The sequence below is a fragment of the Streptomyces siamensis genome (assembly GCF_039543605.1).
Classification (GTDB): Bacteria; Actinomycetota; Actinomycetes; order Streptomycetales; family Streptomycetaceae; genus Streptomyces; species Streptomyces siamensis.
In genome coordinates this window covers 238,007-260,622 of sequence record NZ_BAABKB010000002.1, presented here as the reverse complement: position 1 = coordinate 260,622, position 22,616 = coordinate 238,007, and the positions used below count along the sequence as shown (strand labels likewise).

Below are 22,616 nucleotides of genomic sequence, written 5' to 3'. Positions count from 1 at the left end.
CCCGGCCCGGTGCGTCAGTTGCCCGGCCAGGGCACCTGCGGCGACCGGTAGTACCCGATGCCCAGCGCGTCCCAGCGCGGGCCCTGCGCCGCGAGCCGCACCCGGTAGGTGTCCCAGTCGTGCGTCGAGGCCGGCGACCAGCCGAGCTCGGCGACGCCCGGCAGCCTCGGGAACGCCATGACGTCGATGTCGGCGCCGGTCACGATCGTCTCCGTCCACAGCGGTGCCTCGACACCCCGGATCGCCGAGGCGGGTGCGCCGGGAAGGTAGTCACCGGGATTCCAGTCGTAGGAGCGCCTGACCTCCACCAGACCCGCCCAGTCCTGCCCGAGCGGGGTGTCCGCGGTGTACTTCATGTCGAGGTAGACCCGGTCGGCGGGCGACAGCACGAGGCCCGTGCCGTTCCGCGCCGCCTGGGCGACCTGGTCCTTCTCCTGCGCGCCGGTGTCGTCGAGACCCCAGTACTGCGCGATGGCCCCCTTCACGGGGTGCGCCCCGGTCAGCTGGTGCCAGCCGACCACCGTCTTGCCGTACTTGGCGACGACGGGCTGCACCTTGTCCATGAAGGCCACGTAGTCGGCGTGGCTGGTCGAGTGGGCCTCGTCCCCGCCGATGTGGAGGTACTTGCCCGGCGTGATCGCGGCCAGTTCGCGGATGACGTCGTCGACGAAGTCGTACGTCACCTGCTTGCCGACGCACAGCGAGCTGAAGCCGACGTCCGTGCCGGTGTAGAGGGGCGGGGCGACGCCGTCGCAGTTCAGCCGGTCGTACGAGGCGAGAGCGGCGTTGGTGTGCCCCGGCATGTCGATCTCCGGGACGACCTCCAGATACCGCGAGGCGGCGTACCGGACGATCTCCCGGTAGTCGGCCTTGGTGTAGTGGCCGCCGGTGCCGCCGCCGACCTGGGTGGAGCCGCCGTACTCGGCCAGGCGCGGCCAGGAGTCGATGGCGATGCGCCAGCCCTGGTCGTCGCTCAGGTGCAGATGCAGCTTGTTGACCTTGTAGAGGGCCAGTTCGTCGATGTAGCGCTTGACCTGGGGGACGGTGAAGAAGTGCCGGGAGACGTCGAGCATGGCCCCGCGGTAGGCGTAGCGCGGGGAGTCCTCGATGGTGCCGCCCGCGACCAGCCAGGGGCCGCGCTGCGCGGAGTCCTTCTCGACGGCGGCCGGCAGCAGCTGCCGCAGGGTCTGGACGCCGTGGAAGAGGCCGGCGGGCCGGGCGGCGGTGATGGTGACGCCGGACGGTCCGCTGTCGAGCCGGTAGCCCTCGTCGCCCGCGGACCCGGCCGCCTGCTTCGAGCCGATCCGCAGGCGGATGCCGCTGTCGCCGTGCGTGGTGACCGGGAGCCGGTAGCCGGTCGAGGGCCGCAGGATGTCCGCGAGGTACTCGCCGACCCGGCGTGCCTCGCGCGTGTCGTCGACGCGGATGCGGGTGTCACCGGTGATGCGGTAGGGGGAACCGCCCGGGTGGACCGAGGCGGGGGCGGGGACGACCTGCCCGAGGGGACGAGGGGTCGCGGCGGGTGCCGCACCGACGAGGGATATTCCGGCTGCCGCCACGAGCAGCAGCGTACCGAGAAGGCGGGGCGTTCTGTGGTGCTGTCTCACATGCGCTCCCTTCAAATTGGTAAAGACCACTCTCCCGCAGCACCGGTGAAACAATCCATCTCATGGCGGAAATCATCCAGAAGGACGGCACGTGGGCCTTCGACGGCGACGCGCTGCGACTGACTCCCGGACGCGACAAGAACGTCAGCCTGCTCCGCAGGGCTCTGGGTGAACTGGCCGTCCCCCTGGGCGCCCTGGCCGGCGTTTCCTTCGAACAGGGCAAGAAGAGCGGGCGGTTGAGGCTGCGGTTGCGCGACGGCGCCGACCCGCTGCTCCAGGCGACGGGCGGCAAGCTCACGGAGCCCAACGACCCTTACCAGCTGGCCGTCGAGTCCGACCGCTACGGGGTCGCCGAGTACTTCGTCGACGAGGTCCGCAACGCGCTGCTGCTCGACCAGGTGCCCGCCGGCCCGGTCGACGGCTATCTGCTCCCCGGCCCCGCCGTGCCGCTGTCCGCCTCCGCCGGTGACGGCACCGCCGGCTTCGACGGCGATCACGTACGCCTGGAGTGGAACTGGAAGACCGAGGACGCGAAGGCCGCCGCCGGCGCCCGGACGCTCGCCGTGGGTGACATCACGGCCGTCGAGTGGCATCCCGCGGTCGGCCTGGAGAACGGCTGTCTGCGCTTCACCGTACGCGGCGCGGAGACCAAGGCGCCGCCGAAGTACGACCCCAACTCGGTGGAGCTGTGGGGCTTCAAGAAGGATCCGCTGATGGCGCTGGTGGCGGCGGCGGTGCAGGCGCGGCTGCCGCATCCGGCCGCGCCGCCCGCCGAGGCGGACGCGCGGCCGAAGGAGCTGTCACCGACGGCGCCCGAGCCCGCGGCGGCCGAGGCCGACCACGACGCGCTGCTGCGCCGCCTGCGCGAGCTCGGCGAGCTGCACAGCTCGGGGGTGCTGACGGACGAGGAGTTCTCGCTGGCCAAGCAGGCGGTCCTCAGGCGCATGTGAGGACCGCCCGCCGTCCACCGGTGCGTCAGCGCGCCCGGCGGGCCACCGTGAAGTGGTCGACCTCTTCCCCGGTCTCCGCGATGCCCCGCACCTTCAGGGTCGCGGTCCGGCCCTTGGGCGCGGGCGTCACGTCGACCCGCAGGAACGAGTAGTTGAGGTAGCGCACGCGCGACCAGGCCACCGTCTCGTTCTGCCGGCCGTCCTTGAGGTTGATGAACGAGGCGACGGAGTCGACCTCGTTCTCGTGGCCCTCGTAGGACTGCGGGGCGCTGAACGCGTAGAGGCTGCGGCCCGCGGCACCCGCCGTCACGTAGACGACGCCGTCGGTCTCGGGGTACGCCGTGCCGCCGATCGGCAGCTTCTTGGAGACCTCGCCCGCCTTGATGACGTCGGTGCGCTCGTACTGGTGGTTGTGGCCGTTGATGACCAGGTCCACGGTGTACTTCTCGAACAGCGGCACCCACTCCTGGCGCACGCCCCCCTCCGAGGCGTGCGCCGTGGAGGTGCAGTACGCGCAGTGGTGGAAGAAGACGACGATGAAGTCGATGTCCTTCGACGCCCGGTAGGTCTTGAGCTGCCGCTCCAGCCACTTCGTCTGGGTTCCTCCGGAGATGCCCAGGTTCGCCGGGATCTCGAAGGAGATGTCGTTGGCGTCCAGCGAGATGACCGCCGTGTTGCCGTAGACGAAGGAGTACACGCCCGGGAGGTTCTTCGCGTCCGGACCGTTGTCCGGGAGGTTCCAGCGGGCCTCTTCGCCGCCGTAGCCGTTGGGCGAGTACCAGGCCTCCATGTCGTGGTTGCCGTACGCCGGCATCCACGGGACCTGCTTGGCGACCGTCTCGGTCTGGGCCAGGAACTGGTCCCAGATGCGGGAGTCGAAGCCGGTGTCCTCCTTCTTGCCCGCGCCGGACGGGTCCGCGTACGCGATGTCGCCCGCGTGCAGGTGGAAGGCCGGGTTCTGGCCGAGCAGCAGGGCGTCGTTGGCGAGGCCGTGGTAGCCGACGCCCTCGTCGCCGAAGGCGGTGAAGGTGAACGGCTCGGCGTGCGCGGGGGCGGTGGTGAAGGTGCCGAGCGTGCCCAGCAGGTGGGGCTCGGCCGGATCGAAGCCCGCGTGGCCGACGCCGTAGTAATAGGTCTTGCCGGGGCGCAGGTGGGTGAGCTGGGCGTGCAGGTAGTACTGGGTGTGGTCGCCGCTGGCGCCGACGCCCGCCGGGGTGTAGAGGGTGCGGACCTCGGCCTCGATCTTGCGGGAGAGGTCCCAGGGGTGGGCGCCGATGCGGATGTACGGCTTCTTCACCGCGGCCGGGACCTGCCAGGAGACCGTGATCTCGGTGCGCGGGTCGTTGCCGTAGGCGAGGTGGCGGCCGAAGGGGGCGACGAGCGCGCCGTCGACCGTCTCGGTGCTCGCGGCCGTCCGCTGGGTGGGGACCGCGGCCTGTGCGACGGCGCCCGGCACGAAGGCACCGCCCGCGACGGCGCCGAGGGTGACGGCGCCGCCTCTGATCATGTTGCGCCGGGAGAACTTGGCGCGGAGGTACTCGTGCTGCTCGGCCATGGTCATGCGCTCGGCGAGCTGCTCCGGTACGCCCATACGTGGAGTGTCCATGGCCGAAAAGTTGCTCCCGGCAATCGACGTGGCGCAAGACACAGGATGGACAGCTCCCGAACAGACCACCATAAGAGTTTCAACACAGCGCTGCCCGATATCGGGCAGGATTCTTGCGGATCGCTTTCCGGTACCCCAGGATCATCGGGTGCACGACGAACTTGTTGATCATCTGACGCGGTCCACGCCCCTGAACCGGGGCGAGGCACTGCGCGTGGTCCAGGACGTGCTCGCCTACTTCGACGAGACGACCGAGGAGTACGTCCGTCGCCGCCACCGCGAGCTCCAGGGCCAGGGCCTGGTGAACGCGTCGATCTTCGAACGGATCGAGGCGGACCTGAAGTACCGCGCGGTCGCGCCGCCGGAGCTCACCCTCCGCCAGCTGCGCCGCATCGTCTACGGCTGAGTGCCGGGCGAGAACAGAACTGAACGACCGAGGGACAGAGGTACTCCTGTATGTGCGGAATCGTCGGATACATCGGCAGGCGTGACGTGGCGCCGCTGCTGCTCGAAGGCCTCCAGCGCCTGGAGTACCGCGGCTACGACTCCGCGGGGATAGTCGTCACGACCCCCAAGTCGGCCGGCCTGAAGATGGTCAAGGCCAAGGGCCGGGTCCGCGACCTGGAGGCCAAGGTCCCCGCACGCTTCAAGGGCACCACCGGCATCGCGCACACCCGCTGGGCCACCCACGGCGCTCCCTCCGACGTGAACGCGCACCCGCACATGTCCACCGACAACAAGGTCGCGGTCGTCCACAACGGCATCATCGACAACGCCGCCGACCTGCGCCGGAAGCTCGAAGCGGACGGCGTGGAGTTCCTCTCCGAGACCGACACCGAGGTCCTCACCCACCTGATCGCCCGCTCGCAGGCCGAGAAGCTGGAGGACAAGGTCCGCGAGACCCTCCGGGTGATCGAGGGCACCTACGGCATCGCCGTGATGCACGCCGACTTCTCCGACCGCATCGTGGTGGCCCGCAACGGCTCCCCGGTCGTGCTCGGCATCGGCGAGAAGGAGATGTTCGTCGCATCGGACATCGCCGCCCTGGTCGCCCACACCCGGCAGATAGTGACGCTGGACGACGGCGAGATGGCCACCCTCAAGGCCGACGACTTCCGCACGTACACCACCGAGGGCACCCGCACGACGGCCGAGCCGACCACCGTGGAGTGGGAGGCGGCCTCCTACGACATGGGCGGCCACGACACCTACATGCACAAGGAGATCCACGAGCAGGCCGACGCCGTGGACCGCGTGCTGCGCGGCCGCATCGACGACCGGTTCTCCACCGTGCACCTCGGCGGCCTGAACCTGGACGCCCGCGAGGCGCGCCAGATCCGCCGCGTGAAGATCCTCGGCTGCGGTACCTCGTACCACGCGGGCATGATCGGCGCCCAGATGATCGAGGAGCTGGCCCGCATCCCCGCGGACGCCGAGCCCGCCTCCGAGTTCCGCTACCGCAACGCCGTCGTCGACCCCGACACGCTGTACGTCGCGGTCTCCCAGTCCGGTGAGACGTACGACGTGCTGGCGGCCGTCCAGGAGCTGAAGCGCAAGGGCGCCCGGGTCCTCGGCGTCGTCAACGTCGTGGGCAGCGCCATCGCCCGCGAGGCGGACGGCGGCATGTACGTCCACGCGGGTCCCGAGGTCTGCGTGGTGTCCACCAAGTGCTTCACGAACACCACCGTCGCCTTCGCGCTGCTCGCGCTGCACCTCGGCCGCACCCGTGACCTGTCCGTGCGCGACGGCAAGCGGATCATCGAGGGCCTGCGCAAGCTGCCGGCCCAGATCTCCGAGATCCTCGAGCAGGAGGACGAGATCAAGAAGCTGGCCGAGGAGTACGCCGAGGCCCGCTCGATGCTCTTCATCGGCCGCGTCCGGGGCTACCCGGTGGCCCGCGAGGCCTCCTTGAAGCTCAAGGAGGTCTCCTACATTCACGCCGAGGCCTACCCGGCCTCCGAGCTCAAGCACGGTCCGCTGGCGCTCATCGAGCCCGCCCTGCCGACGGTCGCGATCGTCCCCGACGACGACCTCCTGGAGAAGAACCGCGCCGCCCTGGAGGAGATCAAGGCCCGCAGCGGCAAGATCCTCGCCGTGGCGCACCAGGAGCAGGAGAAGGCCGACCAGACGATCGTGGTGCCGAAGAACGAGGACGAGCTCGACCCGATCCTCATGGGCATCCCGCTCCAGCTCCTCGCCTACCACACGGCGCTGGCCCTGGGCCGGGACATCGACAAGCCGCGGAACCTGGCGAAGTCGGTCACCGTCGAGTAGACCCTCCGTCAACTCCCCGGCCGACGGCCGGACATGAACGATCCCTGTGCGTGCCACCCGCGCACAGGGATCGTTCTTCCAAGGGCCGGAGCCGCCCAAAACCCCGGCCCGCGCCTGGCTCAGCCGGTGGCCGTCACCCCCCGGCCGGCGGCGCGTCGCGGAAGCGTGGTGGGCCAGTGGGCGAGGGCCGCGGTGGCGGCGTACCAGGCGACCGCCCCCGCCGCCACGGCGAACCAGCCGCCCGCCTTGGTGAGGCTGCCGCTGTCCGCGAACCGGGCGACGGCGAGGAGCAGCAGGGAGACGAAGAACAGCCCGTAGGCGCCCTGGCCGAGCGTGTCGCCGCCGGCGAGCGTCAAGGAGAGTGCCACCAGGGCGAACAGAAGCAGGAAGAGTCCTGCGGCATTGTCGGAGATCTGGTTCCCGGCCGAGACGGCCCAGGTGAACCACAGGGCGCCGAGCGCCGAGAAGGCCGTGCCGTTCGCCGCGTCGCGGTCACGGAAGGCCAGCAGACCGGCGACGAAGAGCGCAACGCCGCCTACGTAGTGGGCCAGTGATACGGCGTCAGCCGCCGTCACGCCGTCGATCACGTCGGTGGACCCGAGGCCGAAGGCCAACAGGGTGATTCCCAGGGCGAGTCGGCCGACGACCGTGGTGGTGCTTCCCGCAGAGACGTCGTTGTCCACGGCGGGCTCCCTTCATGCATGTGCAGTTGTGCGGTGAGCGATATATGCCCTTCACAAGGGCACAAACACCTCTACGCGCGGGTAGTTTCACGCTGCACAGCAGGAGCACCGCACTGCCCCGGGGCTCATCTCACCTGGGACGACGGCGAGTTACGGAATGACGACGACGGGGCGCTGCGCGCGCTTGGCGAGCCGGCCGGCCACCGAGCCGAAGATGCGCCCGACGATGCCGTGCGTGGAGCCGACGACGATGGCGTCCGCCTCGTACTCCCGGCCCACCTCTTCGAGCTCGTGGCAGATGTCACCGCCGCGCTCGACGAGGATCCACGGCACCTCGGCCAGATACTCGGCGCAGGCCAGCTCCAGCCCCAGCACCTCGGTGCGGTGGTCCGGCACGTCGACGAAGACCGGTGGCTCGCAGCCCGCCCACACGGTGGTCGGCAGCCGGTTGGCGACATGCACGATGATCAGGCCCGAGCCGGAGCGGTGAGCCATGCCGATCGCGTAGGCGAGGGCGCGCTCACTGGACGTCGAACCGTCGAAGCCGACGACGACACCGTGCTTGAAGGCGGGATCGCAGGACTGGCGGGGTTCTTCCGCCGCCAGGGGCTCGGCCGCCGTGGGGTCGGCGAGCGGGCGCTTGCGGTTCGCGGGATCGAAGAATTCGTGACCGGCCATGGGTATCTCGGCGTTTGGATCCTCGTGGTGGGGACGACGTGCGGCAGAGCAGTGTCCGGGAATCATCTTCCCAACCCCATACCCCCAAGGGTACGGCGGCACGCCTCCTCTGCCCAGATCCCGCGCGCGCTGTGCGGCGTTCCCCGGAGCATGCATGAGAGGCGCCCGTAACGCAATGGTTGCTGCCCCGTACAGGCGGTTTGCACAGGGTTCACCCGGCGACGGGGACTTTTCTCGTGGTACGGCCGCGATCTCCCGGGACGAGGCGCCCATACCGGGCAGTGACCGGCCGGTCGAACACGCGTTGAACAGGAGAGCCACCGCCACGGACAGCATGGAGAGCGGACGACCGGCCCCCGGACCGCGCCGCTCGCCATGGGGAGCACTGGAGCACTAGGGAGAAGAGCGTGCCCGGACCCGAGACCGCGCCCCGTCCCTCCCCCGGGGCGCGCTCCCCGGCACCGCCGGTGCCGGACACGGCGAGCGCCGTGGTGGGCTGGGCCGCCTTCAGCTGTGTCCTGGTCCCCGTGATCCTCGTCTGGTTCGGCGCCTCGCTCGCGGGTGCGACCGGGACGGCCCTGGGGCTGGCCACCGTGACCGGCGCCTGCCGGCTGCTGATGAGACAGTCCGAGCGGGGCGCGGCACGGCTGCGCGCCGCGGAGCGGGACGCGCGACCCACTGGGGAACGGTCCGCGCCGCGCGGCCGGCACGGCAGGGCCGCGTCGGCCATCGTGGCCGAACCGCGCGGGGGCGGGATCCCGGAGCGGCCGGCCCGCCCGCCCGGCGGGGTCCGGCCGGGCGTGATGCCCGATCCGCGGGGCAGGAGCGGAACGGGCACGGTGGCCGATCTGCGCGGCTGGAGTGGCACCGGGGCGCACAGAGGTGGTCGGCGCGGTACGGGAAACAAGCCGGTTGACTGACCGGTTTGTGCGCACGCCCCCGGTAGTTTTCGGCCAACTTCTGGGAACCGTCCCTCCCTTGCCCGAACGACCCCCCAACCCCCGTTCGACCTGCACCGAAAGGGTCCTGGGCGGCTCGCGCACCCTACGTGGATTGGCCACTGCCACGAGGCGCACTTCCCTGCACGGCCCACGAGTGCAACGCTTCGTGATCGAATGCTTTACGCCAAGTTGCCATGTCGACATTCTGCGGAGTACCGAACTGGTCACCTTGGCGCTACGCGACACAGTAGATTCGATCTTGTCTTACGGCGGGGGACTCGTGCAGGACCGAGGGGAAACGTGCAGGAGCGACACAACCGAGGAGCCGCGACCACCGAGGGGGGCTTAGCAGGATGAGCCACGACTCCACTGCCGCGCCGGAAGCCGCGGCCCGGAAGCTTTCCGGGCGACGCCGCAAGGAGATCGTCGCGGTGCTGCTGTTCAGCGGCGGCCCCATCTTCGAGAGTTCCATACCGCTGTCGGTGTTCGGGATTGACCGCCAGGACGCCGGCGTACCGCGCTACCGACTTCTGGTGAGCGCGGGCGAGGAAGGCCCACTGCGGACCACAGGGGGCCTGGAACTCACCGCACCACATGGCCTGGAAGCGATCTCCCGGGCAGGCACGGTCGTCGTGCCCGCCTGGCGGTCGATCACCTCGCCACCACCGGAGGAGGCGCTCGACGCACTGCGGCGAGCGCACGAGGAGGGCGCCCGCATCGTCGGGCTGTGCACCGGGGCCTTCGTCCTGGCCGCGGCCGGCCTGCTGGACGGACGGCCCGCCACGACCCACTGGATGTACGCGCCGACGCTGGCCAAGCGCTACCCGTCGGTGCACGTGGATCCACGGGAACTCTTCGTGGACGACGGAGACGTCCTGACGTCGGCGGGCACGGCGGCCGGAATCGATCTCTGTCTCCACATCGTGCGGACGGACCACGGCAACGAGGCGGCGGGCGCGCTGGCCCGGCGTCTGGTGGTCCCGCCGCGCCGGAGCGGCGGGCAGGAGCGCTACCTCGACAGGTCTTTACCCGAAGAGATCGGCGCCGACCCCCTCGCGGAGGTCGTCGCCTGGGCGCTGGAGCACCTCCACGAGCAGTTCGACGTCGAAACGCTGGCGGCCCGTGCGTACATGAGCCGCCGCACCTTCGACCGCCGGTTCCGCTCGCTCACCGGGAGCGCGCCCCTGCAGTGGCTGATCACTCAGCGCGTCCTGCAGGCACAGCGCCTCCTGGAGACCTCCGACTACTCGGTCGACGAGGTCGCCGGGCGCTGCGGATTCCGCTCGCCGGTCGCGCTGCGGGGTCACTTCCGGCGCCAGCTCGGCTCGTCCCCGGCCGCGTACCGGGCGGCGTACCGCGCCCGCAGGCCGCAGACCGAGCGCCCGTCGGACATGGACGGCGCGGCGGGACCGCTCGGGCCGCCACCGGTCGTGCACCAGGACAGCCCGGTCCCGATGCAGACGCGCCGCACGGCGGCGGCCGGCGCCCTGGGCCCGGCCGCGTCCGCCGCGGCGCTGGGCCCCGACCCGGGCAAGCACGGCCAGGAGCTGTACGCGGGAGGCAGGCCCAGCCTGCCCGGGCAGCGCAGCGCGCCCTAGCCGAGCGCCGGCGGGGACGTATGTGACGGGAGGGGTCCGTGCCTTCGGGTGCGGGCCCCCTTCCGTACGCCCACGCTCCGGACGCCGTACGCCCACGCTCCGGACGCCGTACACCTGCCCTTCGGAGGCCGTCCGCCTCCCGTCCGCCCACCGGGCGGAGCGCGGTCGCCGCGGCGGACCGCGCTTTTCGGTGCGGGCGAGCAGGTACGGGCGGGTCCACCCGGCCGGAGCGGGCCGTAGGGTGAGACGTATGAACGATCGCATGGTGTGGATCGACTGCGAGATGACCGGGCTCTCGCTGTCGGACGACGCGCTCATCGAGGTGGCCGCGCTGGTCACCGACTCGGAGCTGAACGTGCTCGGCGAAGGCGTGGACATCGTGATCCGCCCGCCGGACGCGGCGCTGGAGACGATGCCGGACGTGGTGCGCCAGATGCACACCACCTCCGGCCTGCTCTCCGAGCTCGCCGCGGGCACGACCCTGGCGGACGCGGAGGAGCAGGTCCTCTCCTACGTACGTGAGCACGTCAAGGAGCCGGGCAAGGCCCCGCTGTGCGGCAACTCGGTGGGCACGGACCGCGGCTTCCTGCTCCGCGACATGCCGACCCTGGAGGACTACCTCCACTACCGGATCGTGGACGTCTCCTCCATCAAGGAGCTGGCGCGACGCTGGTACCCGCGGGCGTACTTCAACAGCCCGGAGAAGAACGGCAACCACCGCGCCCTGGCCGACATCCGCGAGTCCATCGCCGAGCTCCGCTACTACCGCGAGGCGATCTTCGTCCCGCAGCCCGGCCCCGACTCGGACACCGCCCGCACCATCGCGGCGAAGCACGTCCTGCCCGCGGAATAGCCCTGCGACGGGGCCCCTCCCGGGCCCCCGCAAAAGCCGTGCGCGAGCACCCCTTCGGACCCTGTACACTTTTTCTCGGCCGGTCGGGGAAACCCAAGGACCGGTCGTGGTGGGTGTAGCTCAGCTGGTAGAGCACCTGGTTGTGGTCCAGGATGTCGCGGGTTCAAGTCCCGTCACTCACCCTGAACAGTCAGCCGGTGACCTGATCGACAGGTCACCGGCTGACTGCGTTTCCGCAGCCGGGCGGCACCGTCCGGCGCCCCGGCCTCACGCGTCCCCGCGCGGGTCGGCCGCCCGCCAGGCCGCCGCGAAACGGTGGACGTCGGCGAAGCGGTCGTCCGGATCGGGGAACGTGGCGCGCGCCACCACCGCCAGCTGCCGCGACGTACCGCGCCAGGCGCGCTCCTCGTCTCCCCCGTCCAGCAGCAGCCGGGCGGTACGGCCGAGCGTGAAGACGGTGGTCCGGGTGTCCACGACCGCCCCCCGCACGAACTCCTCGGGGGCCATGAAGCGCCGCGAGCCCGGCAGGCGCTCCTCCTCCACCACGAAGGGGCCCGGACGGTACTCGTCGAGGTCGATCAGGTGGGCCACATCGGCCGCGAAGTCGTACAGCAGCGCCCCGTCGTAGAAGTCCACCGCGACATGACCCGCGGCCTCCACCGCGAGGTGCGCGTCCAGGACCCGGTCGAAGGCGGCCAGCACACGGGCCGGCGGCAGGGCCCGGAACCGGGCGCCGGGACCGTACGGTCCCGTACGGTCCCGGCGCCCGGCCGCGGTCGCCCGGTACAGCACCTCGCCCTCCCGCCAGGGCATCACCACCGCCCAGCTGTCGCCGACGGCGATCCGGTGCACCTGGGGGACGATCGCCGGGTGCCGGACGGCGCGGTGAAACGCCCATCCTCGTTCGAGGGAACGACGGGCCCGGTCGTTGACCGCCTCCTTGACGAACCAGCGAGCGCCGTCGAGCAGCCGCACGCCGTACGACACACACCCCGAGTCCTGCCCCCGAAATGCCCTGAACACCTCGCCGACGCGGCCCAGATACGGCTCCACCGCGGGCACTTCACCGACTCCGAGCAAAGGATGCAGGACCATGGTCACCAGCCTGCCCCACCGGCGGCGGGCGGACGGACCGCCGGCCGGTCCCCGTGGTGCGGCAGGGGTCCACCGGCCGCACCGCGGCACGGTCCTCAGGAGGAGGCGCGCACCACCAGCTCCGCCGGCAGGACGAGTTGCCGCTTCTCCAGGCCCCGCGACACCGCCGGACGCCGGTCCGCGATCTCACCGAGCAGCAGGTCGATCATCGCGCGGCCCATCTCCTCGATCGGCTGTCGGACGCTCGTCAGCGGCGGGTCCATGTGGCGGGCGATGGCGGAGTCGTCGTAGCCGATCAGCGCCACGTCGTCGGGTATGCGGCGGCCCGCCTCGCGGAGCACCTGGCGGGCGCCCGCCGCCATGACGTCGGAGCCGGCGAAGACCGCGTCGAGGTCGGGGCAGCGCTCCAGCAGCAGACTCATCGCGCGGCGACCGCCCTCCTCGGTGAAGTCACCGGGGACGATCAGCCGGTCGTCCACCTCCTGGCCGGCGTCGAGCAGGGCCTGGCGGTAGCCGTCCACACGGCGCTGGGCGCCGTAGACGTCGAGGCGTCCGGCGAGGTGGACCACCTTGCGCCGCCCCTGGGCCATCAGGTGCTCGACGGCCGCGCGGCCCCCGCCGTAGTTGTCCGAGTCCACCGACGGCAGCGTCTCGTCCGCCGAGCGGCGACCGCTGATCACCGCCGGGATCTCCAGCTGGGAGAGGAGGTCGGGGAGCGGGTCGTCCGCGTGGACCGAGACGAGCAGGACGCCGTCCACCCGGTGCGCCGCCAGGTACTGGGCCAGGCGCTGCCTCTCCCGGTCGCTGCCCGCGAAGATCAGCAGCAGCTGCATCTCGGTGTCCGAGAGCTCCGCGCCGACACCGCGCAGCATGTCGGAGAAGTACGGCTCGGCGAAGAAGCGGGTCTCCGGCTCGGGGACGACCAGGGCGATGGCGTCCGTGCGGTTGGCGGCCAGGGCGCGGGCCGCCGTGTTCGGGACGTAGCCCAGCTCCGCGACCGCCGCCTCGACGGCGGCGCGGGTCGCGTCGCTCACCCGCGGGGAGCCGTTGATCACCCGGGAGACCGTGCCGCGGCCCACTCCGGCGCGCGCGGCGACCTCTTCCAAGGTCGGCCGGCCGCCACCCCGGCCCCGCGCTCCGTGGCTTGCCATGGTCCGCCTCCCGTCGACACCGCGCGCTCCGCGACTGGCCTGGAATCTAACAGTCGTGTTCATGGACGGGAGTCCCGGCGCGGGGTGCCGGTCCCGCCGGACTTCATCCTCCCGCACCGGGCGGGCACACTGACACGAGCCAGCTCACCCGTCCCGGGGCGGTCCCCGGCTCCGGCCCCGGAGTTAGCTAACGGGCCGATAACTGAACGCATATCTCCGCGCTCCCACCCTTGACACCCCCGCGCGAACCGACGACTCTTCAACACATCACCTGTGGGAGCGCTCCCACAGTACCTGACACATACACATCCCGCACGTTCCCCGCCCGAGCCGCAGCGAGAACCAACGGGCCCAACAGAGCAGTTGGCCGGGGGGTCGGCACGTCAGGCAACAGGAGGACTCAATGCGCACGAGTACCCGTCGGTCCCGCAGGCTGGGGGCCCTCGCGGCCGTCGCCGCGCTGACCACAGGGCTGCTGGCCGGCTGCGCCAACGACTCGGACGACGGCTCGTCGAACTCGGACGGCGGCAATGGCAAGGGTAAGACCACTCTGACCATCGGGACCTTCGGCGTCTTCGGCTACAAGCAGGCCGGCCTCTACGACGAGTACATGAAGCTCCACCCCGACATCTCCATCAAGGAGAACGTCACCACCCGTACCGACGTCTACTGGCCGAAGACCCTGACCCGCCTCCAGGCCGGCTCGGGCACCGACGACATCCAGGCGATCGAGGTCGGCAACATCACCGAGGCCGTCCAGACCCAGGCCGACAAGTTCGTCGACCTCGGCAAGGAGGTCGACAAGTCCCAGTGGCTGGACTGGAAGAACGCCCAGGCCACCACCAAGGACGGCAAGCTGATCGGGCTCGGCACCGACATCGGCCCGATGGCGATCTGCTACCGCAAGGACCTGTTCGAGAAGGCCGGTCTGGAGACGGACCGCACCAAGCTCGCCGAGCAGTGGAACGGCGACTGGTCCAAGTACGTCGCCGTCGGCAAGGACTACATGAAGAAGGCGCCGAGCGGCACCAAGTTCGTGGACTCCGCCTCCTCGGTCTACAACGCGGCGCTCGGCGGCGAGAGCCAGCGGTACTACGACAAGGACGGCAACGTCATCTGGGACAAGTCCTCGGGCGTGAAGACGGCCTGGAACACCGCGATGTCGGTGGCGACCAGCAACATGTCGGCGAAGCTGAAGCAGTTCGACCCGACGTGGGACCAGGGCTTCGCCAAGGGCTCGTTCGCCACGGTGGCCTGCCCCGCCTGGATGATGGGCTACATCCAGGAGAAGTCCGGTGACTCGGGCAAGGGCAAGTGGGACGTGGCGGCGGCGCCGACCGCGGCCAACTGGGGCGGTTCGTTCATCGGCGTGCCGACGGCGACCAAGCACCAGAAGGAGGCCGTCGCGCTGGCGAAGTGGCTGACCGCCCCCGAGCAGCAGGCGAAGGTCTTCGGCAAGCAGGCGAGCTTCCCGTCGACCCCGTCGGCGTACTCGGCGCTGAAGCCGCAGGCCGCCACCACGGCGTACTTCTCCGACGCGCCGATCACCCAGATCTTCTCCGACTCGGCGAAGACCATCCCGACGCAGATATTCGGCGTCAAGGACCAGCCGATCGGCACCGCCATCACCGACGTCGGCATCCTCCAGGTCGAGCAGAAGGGCAAGACGCCCGACCAGGGCTGGAACGCGGCCAAGTCGGAGATCAAGGACGTGCTCGGCCAGTGACCAGCTCCAAGCAGGCTCTCGCGCAGACCGCGTCGAGCGCCGACGCCGCGCCCGGTGACCAGCCGGGCGCGGCCCGCCGCGCTCACGGTCGCGGTACGCCGCCCCCGGGCCCGAGCTCGTGGCGCAGCCGGCTGTACCGCTGGGACATGAAGGCGTCGCCGTACGCGTTCATCGCCCCCTTCTTCATCGTCTTCGGCGCCTTCGGGCTCGTGCCGCTGCTGTACACGGCCTGGTACTCGCTGCACAACGTGCAGTTGTCCGGCCTGGACCACCAGACCTGGGTGGGCCTGGACAACTACAAGAACCTGCTGTCCTCGGAGTTCTTCTGGAACGCCCTGGAGAACACCTTCACCATCGGTGTGATCTCCACGGTTCCGCAGCTGCTGATGGCGATCGGGATCGCGCATCTGCTCAACTACCGGCTGCGCGGCTCGACCGTGTGGCGGGTCGTGATGCTCACCCCGTACGCCACCTCGGTGGCGGCGGCGACGCTGGTCTTCACGCTGCTGTACTCGTGGGACGGCGGCATGATCAACTGGCTGCTGCACTTCGTCGGGATCGACCCGATCAACTGGCGCGAGTCCGACTGGGGCGGCCAGTTCGCCGTCTCCTCGATCGTGATCTGGCGGTGGACCGGCTACAACGCGCTGATCTATCTGGCGGCGATGCAGGCGATCCCCACCGACCTGTACGAGTCGGCCGCGCTCGACGGGGCGGGCCGCTGGCAGCAGTTCCGCCATGTGACGGTCCCGATGCTCCGGCCGACGATCCTGTTCACGGTGGTGGTCTCGACGATCGGCGCGACCCAGCTCTTCGGCGAGCCCCTGCTGTTCGGCGGGGTGAGCGGCTCGAAGGGCGGCTCCGCGCACCAGTACCAGACGCTCGGCCTGTACATGTACGACCAGGGCTGGGGCATCGGCAACCTCGGTAAGGCGTCCGCGATCGCCTGGACGATGTTCCTGATCCTGCTGATCGTCGCCGCGATCAATCTGCTGATCACCCGACGGCTGAGGAAATCCCAATGACCACAAGTGAACTGACGCTCCCCGAGGCGAAGGGGAGCCGCGCGGACGGCGGGAGGCCCGGACGGCGCCGTGTGCTCGGTGCGGGCAAGCAGCTGCACGCGGGCCCGGTCACCTACGTCGTCCTGGCGGTTCTCGCGCTGGTCTCGCTGGCGCCGCTGCTGTGGACCGCGATCGCGGCCTCACGCAACAACGCGCGGCTCGCCCAGACACCGCCGCCGCTGTGGTTCGGCGGGAACCTGTTCAAGAACCTCCAGACCGCGTGGGACCAGGCCGGGCTCGGCACCGCGATGGTCAACTCCGTGATCGTCGCCGGGACCATCACCTTCGGTACGGTCCTGTTCTCCACGCTCGCCGGGTTCGCCTTCGCCAAGCTGCGGTTCAAGTTCTCCAGCACCCTGCTGCTGCTCACCATCGGCACGATGATGATCCCGCCGCAGCTGGCCGTGGTCCCCCTCTATCTGTGGATGAGCGACCTGGGCTGGTCCAACCAGCTGCAGACGGTCATCCTGCCCACCCTGGTGAGCGCCTTCGGCACGTTCTTCATGCGGCAGTACCTGGTGCAGGCGCTGCCCACCGAGCTGATCGAGGCCGCGCGGGTCGACGGAGCGAGCAGTCTGCGCGTCGTGTGGCACGTGGTCTTCCCGGCGGCGCGGCCGGCGATGGCGGTGCTCGGGCTGCTGACCTTCGTGATGGCCTGGAACGACTTCCTCTGGCCGATCATCGCGCTCAACCAGCAGAACCCCACCGTCCAGGTCGCCCTGAACGGCCTCGGCACCGGCTACATCCCCGACCAGTCGGTGATCATGGCGGGCGCGCTGCTCGGCACACTGCCGCTGCTCATCGCCTTCCTGCTGTTCGGCAAGCAGATCGTGGGCGGCATCATGCAGGGCGCGATCAAGGGCTGACGGGCCGCACCGGGGCCCTTCGGGGCCGGGTCACCGTCGCCCCGGCCCCCTTCTCCCCTCCCCCTCCCCTCCCCCTCCCCTCCCCCTTCTTCCTGTTTCTTTTCTCCCCTACTTCCGTTCCGTCGGTCTCCTCGACCCCCTATGGGAGCGCTTCCATGTCTGAGCCCGTTACCCCCGTGACCTTCCCCCAGGCCTTCCTCTGGGGCGCCGCGACCTCCGCGTACCAGATCGAGGGGGCGGTGCGGGAGGACGGCCGCACCCCCTCGATCTGGGACACCTTCAGTCATACGCCCGGCAAGACGGCAGGCGGTGAGACCGGCGACGTGGCCGTCGACCACTACCACCGCTATCGCGACGACGTGGCGCTGATGGCGGACCTGGGCCTGGGTGCGTACCGCTTCTCGGTCTCGTGGTCCCGGGTGCAGCCGACCGGGCGCGGCCCCGCCGTGCAACGCGGCCTGGACTTCTACCGGCGGCTCGTCGACGAGCTCCTCGCCCACGACATCAAGCCCGCGATCACCCTCTACCACTGGGACCTGCCGCAGGAGCTGGAGGACGCGGGCGGCTGGCCGGAGCGCGACACCGCGCTGCGCTTCGCCGAGTACGCGCAGATCGTCGGCGCGGCGCTGGGCGACCGCGTCGAGCAGTGGATCACCCTCAACGAGCCGTGGTGCAGCGCCTTCCTGGGGTACGGCTCCGGCGTGCACGCCCCCGGCCGCACCGACGCGGAGGCGTCGCTGAGGGCGGCCCACCACCTGAACCTGGCCCACGGGCTCGGCGCCAAGGCCCTCCGGTCGGTCATGCCCGCCCGCAACTCGGTCGCGGTGAGCCTGAACTCGTCGGTGGTCCGGCCGCTGTCGCAGGAGCCGGCGGACCTGGCGGCGGCCCGCCGCATCGACGACCTCGCCAACGGCGTCTTCCACGGTCCGATGCTGCACGGCGCCTACCCCGAGACCCTGCTCACGGCCACCGCCCCGATCACGGACTGGTCGTACGTCCAGGACGGGGACCTCGCGGCGATCCACCAGCCGCTGGACGCGCTCGGCCTCAACTACTACACCCCGACGCTGGTGTCGGCCGCCGACTCGGCCGTCGCGGGCAACCGCGCGGACGGCCACGGCGCCAGCTCGTACTCCCCCTGGCCGGGCGCGGACGACGTCGCCTTCCACCAGACCCCGGGCGAGCGCACGGAGATGGGCTGGACCATCGACCCGACGGGCCTGCACGACCTGATCATGCGCTACACGCGCGAGGCCCCGGGCCTGCCGCTGTACGTGACGGAGAACGGCGCCGCCTACGACGACAAGCCGGACCCGGACGGCCGGGTGCACGACCCGGAGCGGATCGCGTACCTGCACGGCCACCTGTCCGCGGTGCGTCGCGCGATCACCGACGGCGCGGACGTCCGCGGCTACTTCCTGTGGTCCCTGATGGACAACTTCGAGTGGGCGTACGGCTACGAGAAGCGCTTCGGCGCGGTGTACGTGGACTACGCGACGCTGGCCCGTACGCCGAAGTCGAGCGCCCACTGGTACGCACAGGCCGCGCGGACCGGCGCGCTGCCGCCGGTGACGACCGCCGAGTAGGCCCCGGCCCACCGGGCACACGGGGGACGGGGCGCGGCGCCCGAGGGGGGTGCCGCGCCCCGCCCGCGTGTCGGCGCCCCGGCCGGGTGGGGGGAGGTCCGGCCGGGGCGCGCAACCCCCGTGGGGGGATGGCTACTTGAAGGCGGCGAAGGCCTTCGAGAAGGCGTTCGCGTCCTGGACGACGGAGCTGCACGTCGCGTCGGCGGAGTTCTTGGCGCCGCCCGGGCACTGCTTGTCGCGGGTGGCGGACCACATGGAGAGCCAGCCGAGGCCCTTGGACCGGGCGAAGGTCACCAGCTGCGAGGCGTCGTCGACCTTGAAGATCTCGGAGGAGACGTCGTTGACGCCGATCATCGGGGTGACGGCGACGGCCTTCCAGGCGGCGCTGTCGGAGAGACCGAGGACACTCTTGACCTGGGCCTGCGTGGCCGTGGCCGCCTGCTCGGCATAGGTGCCCATGTCACCGCTGTACGCCGGACCGTAGTCCATCGCCATGATGTTGACGGTGTTGATCTTCACGCCGTTCGACTTGGCGTTGGACAGCAGGTTCACGCCGTCCTGGGTCAGACCCTCCGGCATCACCGGCAGGGTGAAGGACACGTCCAGGTCCGGGTGCTGCTGCTGGAGCTTGGCGATCGCCTTCGCCCGGTTGGTGTTCGCGGTGGTGTTGGGCAGCGCGCCGCCCTCGACGTCGAAGTCGACCTTCGTGAGGTCGTACGCGTCCACCGCCTTCCCGTACGCCGCCGCCAGCGTGTCGGCCGAGGAGCAGCTCGTCGCCAGCTCGGTGCCGGAGGCCCCGCCGAAGGACACACGGACGTCGCCGCCCTTGGCGCGCAGGGCGCCGATCTGCGATGCCACGCCGTCGCTCGCGAGGTCCGTGACGCCGCCCCACTTGGGGGTGCAGCCGCCGCCGTCGGTGACGAAGGCCAGGTTGTAGTTCTTCACGCCGGTGGCCGCGGCGCTGCCGACCAGGTCGAAGGCGGGGTAGAGCGAGGTGTCGACGTAGGGCGCGAAGCCGGCCGTCGTCGTGTTGCCGCTGCCCGAGCTCTGCGAGGGGGAGGGGGTGGCCGTCGCGGTCGGCGTCGGGGTGGCGCTCTGCGAGGCGGTCGCGGTCGGGGTGGGCGTGGGGGTCGCGGACTGCGTCGGGCGGCCGCTGGGCTCGGGCGTCGCGCCGTCGTCCACCGAGCACTTGGTGTCGTCGACGAGACAGCCCGTCGGGTCGGCGGTGCCGTTCACGACGAAGCCGACGGTGACGGACTCGCCTGCCTTCAGGCCGTCCTTGTCCCAGGAGGGCGGCTTCACGGTGACGTGCTTCCCGCTCACGCTCGACTCGCCGTTCCACAGGGAGCTGAGGGTGGCGCCGGAGGGAAGGTCGAACTCCAGCGTCCAGTCGGCCTTCACCTGGGCGCTGTCGTTGGTGATGACGTACTGCGCGGTGTAGCCCGTCGACCAGTCGCTGGTCCTGGTGTACGCGGCGCCGACGCCGGCGGCCTGGGCGGTTCCGGTGAACAGGAGGGCGCCGCCGCCGACCACGGCCGCGGCGACGAGGCCGCCTATCGCCTTGTTCCTGCCACTGACCTTGCGCCGGTGCGTGCTGCTCATCGCGTGCCTGCCTTCGCGGTTTCACGGGGGTTCACGGGGATTCCCAGGGGTGGGTGCGGCAGCACGCTAGCGATCCGGAATCGGGCAAACCGCTTCATCCGGACGAGGGTCGAGGATCTTAGGGTGCGCTTAAGGAAGGCATCGGGGGCGGTTAAAGGTCGAGACCAATTGAAGGTGCCGCGGGGGTCAGCGCACCCCGACGCCGCCCCGCCTCCTGCGCCGTACGGATCCCCGGTGCCCCCGCCGCTCCGGGGTCCGTCCGTCCAGCTGGATCCAGATGCGCACCTCGGTGCCACCCAGTACGGAGGAACCGATGCGCACGTCACCGCCCGTCGACTCGGCGAGGCGCCGCACGATGTCCAGCCCCAGGCCGGTCGAGCCGTCGCTCCCCGACCCGCGGCCGCGCGCCATCGCCGCCTCGGGGTCCACGATGCCGGGGCCCGCGTCCGAGATCAGCACGATCACGGCGTCCTCGCCGTTGTGCACGTCGACCGCGAAGGCCGTGCCCTCGGGCGTGTGCCGGAACACATTGCCGAGGAGGGCGTCGAGCGCCGCCGCGAGGTCGGCGCGGGCGACGGGTATCCGGACCGGCCTCTCGACCCCGGCCATGCGTACCTTGCGCCCTTCGTCCTCGGCCAGCGCGGACCAGAAGTCCATGCGTTCGCGGACGACTTCGGCGGCGTCGCAGCCGGCGCCCACTCCCTTCGCCGCGGTCTGCGGCTTGGCCTCGCGGGCGGTCCGGATGATCGTGTCGACCTCACGCTCCAGCTGCGCGACGGCGGCCCGGGTCTGCTCGGCGGCCGGACCGTCGCCCAGCGAGGCCGTGTTGAGGCGCAGCACGGTCAGCGGTGTGCGCAGCCGGTGCGACAGATCGGCGGCCAGCTCCCGTTCGTTCGCCAGGAGCTGGACGACCTGGTCGGCCATGGAGTTGAACGCGACGGCGGCGAGCCGCAGTTCGATGGGACCCTCTTCGGGCACCCGGGCGCCCAGTTTCCCCTCCCCCAGCTCGTGCGCACTCTCGACCAGCCGCTGGGCGGGCTGCACCATGCGCACGCCGAGCCGGTCGGCCACCGCGACGGAGCCGACGATGAGGGCGACGCCGACCGCGGCGAGCACCGCCCAGGCCGTACCGACGCCGTTGCTGACCGCGGACTCGGGGACGTAGACCTCGACGACCGCGATCTCTCCGGAGCTCAGCGCGACGGGCTGGAGCAGGGTGGAGCCGCCGGGGACCTCGGTGGTGGAGGCGCGGCCCAGCTTGCGGGTGGTGGCGATGTCCTTGCCGGCCGCGCGCCGCTTGCCGATCTCCACCGCGGCGGTGCCGTCGGCGGCGGGTATGTGCACGGCCATCCCCGAGTCCGAGCCGGCGGAGGCGACGACCCGCTCCAACTTGTCCCGCTCGGTGGTGATGGAGAGCGCGGGGGCGATGGCGGCGGCCTCGCGCTCGGCGTTCGAGAAGGCACGGTCCCGGGCCATCTCCTTGATGACGAGGCCCAGCGGCACCGCGAAGGCGACGACGACCATCGTGGTCACCGCCACGCACACCTTGACCAGCGCCCACCTCATGACGCCCACTTCCCCGCCGGTGCCCGCCTCATAGCGGCGGCTCCGCTCTCGGTGGCTCCAGCTTCACGCCGACGCCCCGCAGGGTGTGCAGATAGCGCGGCCGGGCGGCCGTCTCGCCCAGTTTCCGCCGCAGCCACGACAGATGGACGTCGATGGTCTGGTCGTCGCCGTAGGCCTGCTGCCACACCTCGGCGAGCAGTTCCTTGCGCGGCACGACCACGCCGGGCCGCCCCGCCAGGAAGGCCAGCAGATCGAACTCGCGGCGGGTGAGGTCCAGTCGGGCGCCGTCCAGTTCGGCCTGGCGCCGCAGCGGATCGATGGCGAGCCCGCCGACACGGATGACGGTCGACGGCGGCACGTCCCCCGTGCCGCCGCGTGAACGGCGCAGCACGGCGGCCATCCGCGCCGACAGGTGCTCGACCGAGAACGGCTTGGTCAGATAGTCGTCCGCCCCGTCGTTCAACAGGCGGACGATTTCGCTCTCGTCGTCCCGCGCGGTGGCGATGATCACCGGCACGTCGGTGATTCCGCGCAGCATCTTCAGCGCCTCGGCCCCGTCGAGATCCGGCAGGCCGAGGTCGAGGATGACCACGTCGAAGGAGAAATGGGCGACCTCGCGCAGCGCCTCGAGGGCGGTGCCGACACTGCGCACGGTGTGTGCGGCGTCGGTCAGATGCCGGATGAGGGCCGAGCGCACGAACTGGTCGTCCTCGACCACGAGCACACTTGCCATGGGCGGCACCGTACGCCATCCGGGGGATGCCGGTCCG

The 22,616-nt window shown here is 70.9% G+C and carries 19 protein-coding genes and 1 tRNA gene; 11 read left to right on the top strand and 9 right to left on the bottom strand.

What is annotated here, in order from left to right:
* Nucleotides 1-14: 14 nt before the first annotated feature.
* On the bottom strand, nucleotides 15-1,607 hold the full coding sequence (locus ABEB03_RS03950; protein WP_345641177.1) for a beta-N-acetylhexosaminidase: 1,593 nt from the start codon (nucleotides 1,605-1,607) through the stop codon (nucleotides 15-17).
* A gap of 62 nt (nucleotides 1,608-1,669) precedes the next feature.
* Between ABEB03_RS03950 and ABEB03_RS03945 the strand changes: the two genes are divergently transcribed.
* Entirely contained in the window at nucleotides 1,670-2,557 is an 888-nt protein-coding gene (locus tag ABEB03_RS03945; protein WP_345641175.1) for a DUF4429 domain-containing protein, read from the top strand.
* Nucleotides 2,558-2,582: 25 nt separating this feature from the next.
* Here the strand turns inward: ABEB03_RS03945 and ABEB03_RS03940 are convergent, their stop codons facing one another.
* Nucleotides 2,583-4,148, bottom strand: a complete 1,566-nt coding sequence (locus tag ABEB03_RS03940; RefSeq protein ID WP_345644027.1) for a purple acid phosphatase family protein — start codon at nucleotides 4,146-4,148, stop codon at nucleotides 2,583-2,585.
* 163 nt (nucleotides 4,149-4,311) lie between these two features.
* Here ABEB03_RS03940 and ABEB03_RS03935 point away from each other — a divergent pair, with 163 nt between their 5' ends.
* A complete protein-coding gene (locus ABEB03_RS03935; RefSeq protein WP_028803509.1) occupies nucleotides 4,312-4,569 on the top strand; it encodes a hypothetical protein in 258 nt (85 codons plus the stop codon).
* Between the two features lie 50 nt (nucleotides 4,570-4,619).
* Nucleotides 4,620-6,437, top strand: coding sequence for a glutamine--fructose-6-phosphate transaminase (isomerizing) (glmS, locus tag ABEB03_RS03930; RefSeq protein WP_345641168.1), 1,818 nt, complete (start codon nucleotides 4,620-4,622; stop codon nucleotides 6,435-6,437).
* Nucleotides 6,438-6,556: 119 nt separating this feature from the next.
* Here glmS and ABEB03_RS03925 read toward each other — a convergent pair whose 3' ends face one another.
* Entirely contained in the window at nucleotides 6,557-7,120 is a 564-nt protein-coding gene (locus tag ABEB03_RS03925) for a GPR1/FUN34/YaaH family transporter (protein WP_345641165.1), read from the bottom strand.
* Between the two features lie 150 nt (nucleotides 7,121-7,270).
* Complete coding sequence (locus tag ABEB03_RS03920) at nucleotides 7,271-7,798, bottom strand: universal stress protein (RefSeq protein WP_095934526.1); 528 nt, start codon at nucleotides 7,796-7,798, stop codon at nucleotides 7,271-7,273.
* 407 nt (nucleotides 7,799-8,205) lie between these two features.
* On the opposite strand from ABEB03_RS03920, the gene ABEB03_RS45275 reads away from it, so the two are divergent.
* From ABEB03_RS45275 to ABEB03_RS03900, 4 genes are all read left to right on the top strand, one after another.
* A complete protein-coding gene (locus ABEB03_RS45275) occupies nucleotides 8,206-8,718 on the top strand; it encodes a hypothetical protein (RefSeq protein ID WP_425589176.1) in 513 nt (170 codons plus the stop codon).
* A gap of 374 nt (nucleotides 8,719-9,092) precedes the next feature.
* Complete coding sequence (locus ABEB03_RS03910; protein ID WP_345641161.1) at nucleotides 9,093-10,337, top strand: helix-turn-helix domain-containing protein; 1,245 nt, start codon at nucleotides 9,093-9,095, stop codon at nucleotides 10,335-10,337.
* A gap of 250 nt (nucleotides 10,338-10,587) precedes the next feature.
* Entirely contained in the window at nucleotides 10,588-11,190 is a 603-nt protein-coding gene (gene orn / locus ABEB03_RS03905; protein WP_095934529.1) for an oligoribonuclease, read from the top strand.
* A gap of 109 nt (nucleotides 11,191-11,299) precedes the next feature.
* A tRNA-His gene (locus tag ABEB03_RS03900) sits at nucleotides 11,300-11,372 on the top strand.
* Between the two features lie 85 nt (nucleotides 11,373-11,457).
* Here the strand turns inward: ABEB03_RS03900 and ABEB03_RS03895 are convergent.
* Entirely contained in the window at nucleotides 11,458-12,285 is an 828-nt protein-coding gene (locus ABEB03_RS03895; protein WP_345641156.1) for a serine/threonine protein kinase, read from the bottom strand.
* A gap of 95 nt (nucleotides 12,286-12,380) precedes the next feature.
* Nucleotides 12,381-13,436 (bottom strand): LacI family DNA-binding transcriptional regulator, encoded by a 1,056-nt coding sequence (locus ABEB03_RS03890; RefSeq protein WP_345641154.1) that lies wholly within the window; start codon nucleotides 13,434-13,436, stop codon nucleotides 12,381-12,383.
* A gap of 403 nt (nucleotides 13,437-13,839) precedes the next feature.
* Here ABEB03_RS03890 and ABEB03_RS03885 point away from each other — a divergent pair, with 403 nt between their 5' ends.
* The 4 genes from ABEB03_RS03885 to ABEB03_RS03870 all read left to right on the top strand — a co-directional run bounded on the left by ABEB03_RS03885 (nucleotide 13,840) and on the right by ABEB03_RS03870 (nucleotide 18,678).
* Nucleotides 13,840-15,162: an ABC transporter substrate-binding protein gene (locus ABEB03_RS03885; protein WP_345641151.1), complete on the top strand. Its 1,323-nt coding sequence runs from the start codon at nucleotides 13,840-13,842 to the stop codon at nucleotides 15,160-15,162.
* Complete coding sequence (locus tag ABEB03_RS03880) at nucleotides 15,159-16,187, top strand: carbohydrate ABC transporter permease (RefSeq protein ID WP_095934533.1); 1,029 nt, start codon at nucleotides 15,159-15,161, stop codon at nucleotides 16,185-16,187. The genes ABEB03_RS03885 and ABEB03_RS03880 overlap by 4 nt, the downstream gene beginning before the upstream one ends.
* A complete protein-coding gene (locus tag ABEB03_RS03875; RefSeq protein ID WP_345641145.1) occupies nucleotides 16,184-17,092 on the top strand; it encodes a carbohydrate ABC transporter permease in 909 nt (302 codons plus the stop codon). The genes ABEB03_RS03880 and ABEB03_RS03875 overlap by 4 nt, the downstream gene beginning before the upstream one ends.
* Nucleotides 17,093-17,247: 155 nt before the next feature.
* Complete coding sequence (locus ABEB03_RS03870; RefSeq protein WP_345641142.1) at nucleotides 17,248-18,678, top strand: GH1 family beta-glucosidase; 1,431 nt, start codon at nucleotides 17,248-17,250, stop codon at nucleotides 18,676-18,678.
* A gap of 132 nt (nucleotides 18,679-18,810) precedes the next feature.
* On the opposite strand, the gene ABEB03_RS03865 is transcribed toward ABEB03_RS03870, so the two are convergent.
* From ABEB03_RS03865 to ABEB03_RS03855, 3 genes are all read right to left on the bottom strand, one after another.
* Nucleotides 18,811-20,280 (bottom strand): glycoside hydrolase family 18 protein, encoded by a 1,470-nt coding sequence (locus ABEB03_RS03865; RefSeq protein ID WP_345641139.1) that lies wholly within the window; start codon nucleotides 20,278-20,280, stop codon nucleotides 18,811-18,813.
* A 186-nt stretch (nucleotides 20,281-20,466) separates the two neighbouring features.
* Nucleotides 20,467-21,846, bottom strand: a complete 1,380-nt coding sequence (locus ABEB03_RS03860; protein ID WP_345641136.1) for a sensor histidine kinase — start codon at nucleotides 21,844-21,846, stop codon at nucleotides 20,467-20,469.
* 28 nt (nucleotides 21,847-21,874) lie between these two features.
* Nucleotides 21,875-22,579 (bottom strand): response regulator transcription factor, encoded by a 705-nt coding sequence (locus ABEB03_RS03855; RefSeq protein ID WP_345641133.1) that lies wholly within the window; start codon nucleotides 22,577-22,579, stop codon nucleotides 21,875-21,877.
* Between the last annotated feature and the right edge of the window lie 37 nt (nucleotides 22,580-22,616).

Bases quoted from the DNA above. Each gene is read 5' to 3' on its own strand.
- ABEB03_RS03945 (WP_345641175.1), top strand. From the start codon at position 1,670: ATGGCGGAAATCATCCAGAAGGACGGCACGTGGGCCTTCGACGGCGAC.
- ABEB03_RS03940 (WP_345644027.1), bottom strand. From the start codon at position 4,148: ATGGGCGTACCGGAGCAGCTCGCCGAGCGCATGACCATGGCCGAGCAG.
- glmS (WP_345641168.1), top strand. From the start codon at position 4,620: ATGTGCGGAATCGTCGGATACATCGGCAGGCGTGACGTGGCGCCGCTG.
- ABEB03_RS03920 (WP_095934526.1), bottom strand. From the start codon at position 7,798: ATGGCCGGTCACGAATTCTTCGATCCCGCGAACCGCAAGCGCCCGCTC.
- ABEB03_RS03910 (WP_345641161.1), top strand. From the start codon at position 9,093: ATGAGCCACGACTCCACTGCCGCGCCGGAAGCCGCGGCCCGGAAGCTT.
- orn (WP_095934529.1), top strand. From the start codon at position 10,588: ATGAACGATCGCATGGTGTGGATCGACTGCGAGATGACCGGGCTCTCG.
- ABEB03_RS03895 (WP_345641156.1), bottom strand. From the start codon at position 12,285: ATGGTCCTGCATCCTTTGCTCGGAGTCGGTGAAGTGCCCGCGGTGGAG.
- ABEB03_RS03890 (WP_345641154.1), bottom strand. From the start codon at position 13,436: ATGGCAAGCCACGGAGCGCGGGGCCGGGGTGGCGGCCGGCCGACCTTG.
- ABEB03_RS03885 (WP_345641151.1), top strand. From the start codon at position 13,840: ATGCGCACGAGTACCCGTCGGTCCCGCAGGCTGGGGGCCCTCGCGGCC.
- ABEB03_RS03875 (WP_345641145.1), top strand. From the start codon at position 16,184: ATGACCACAAGTGAACTGACGCTCCCCGAGGCGAAGGGGAGCCGCGCG.
- ABEB03_RS03870 (WP_345641142.1), top strand. From the start codon at position 17,248: ATGTCTGAGCCCGTTACCCCCGTGACCTTCCCCCAGGCCTTCCTCTGG.
- ABEB03_RS03865 (WP_345641139.1), bottom strand. From the start codon at position 20,280: ATGAGCAGCACGCACCGGCGCAAGGTCAGTGGCAGGAACAAGGCGATA.
- ABEB03_RS03860 (WP_345641136.1), bottom strand. From the start codon at position 21,846: ATGAGGTGGGCGCTGGTCAAGGTGTGCGTGGCGGTGACCACGATGGTC.
- ABEB03_RS03855 (WP_345641133.1), bottom strand. From the start codon at position 22,579: ATGGCAAGTGTGCTCGTGGTCGAGGACGACCAGTTCGTGCGCTCGGCC.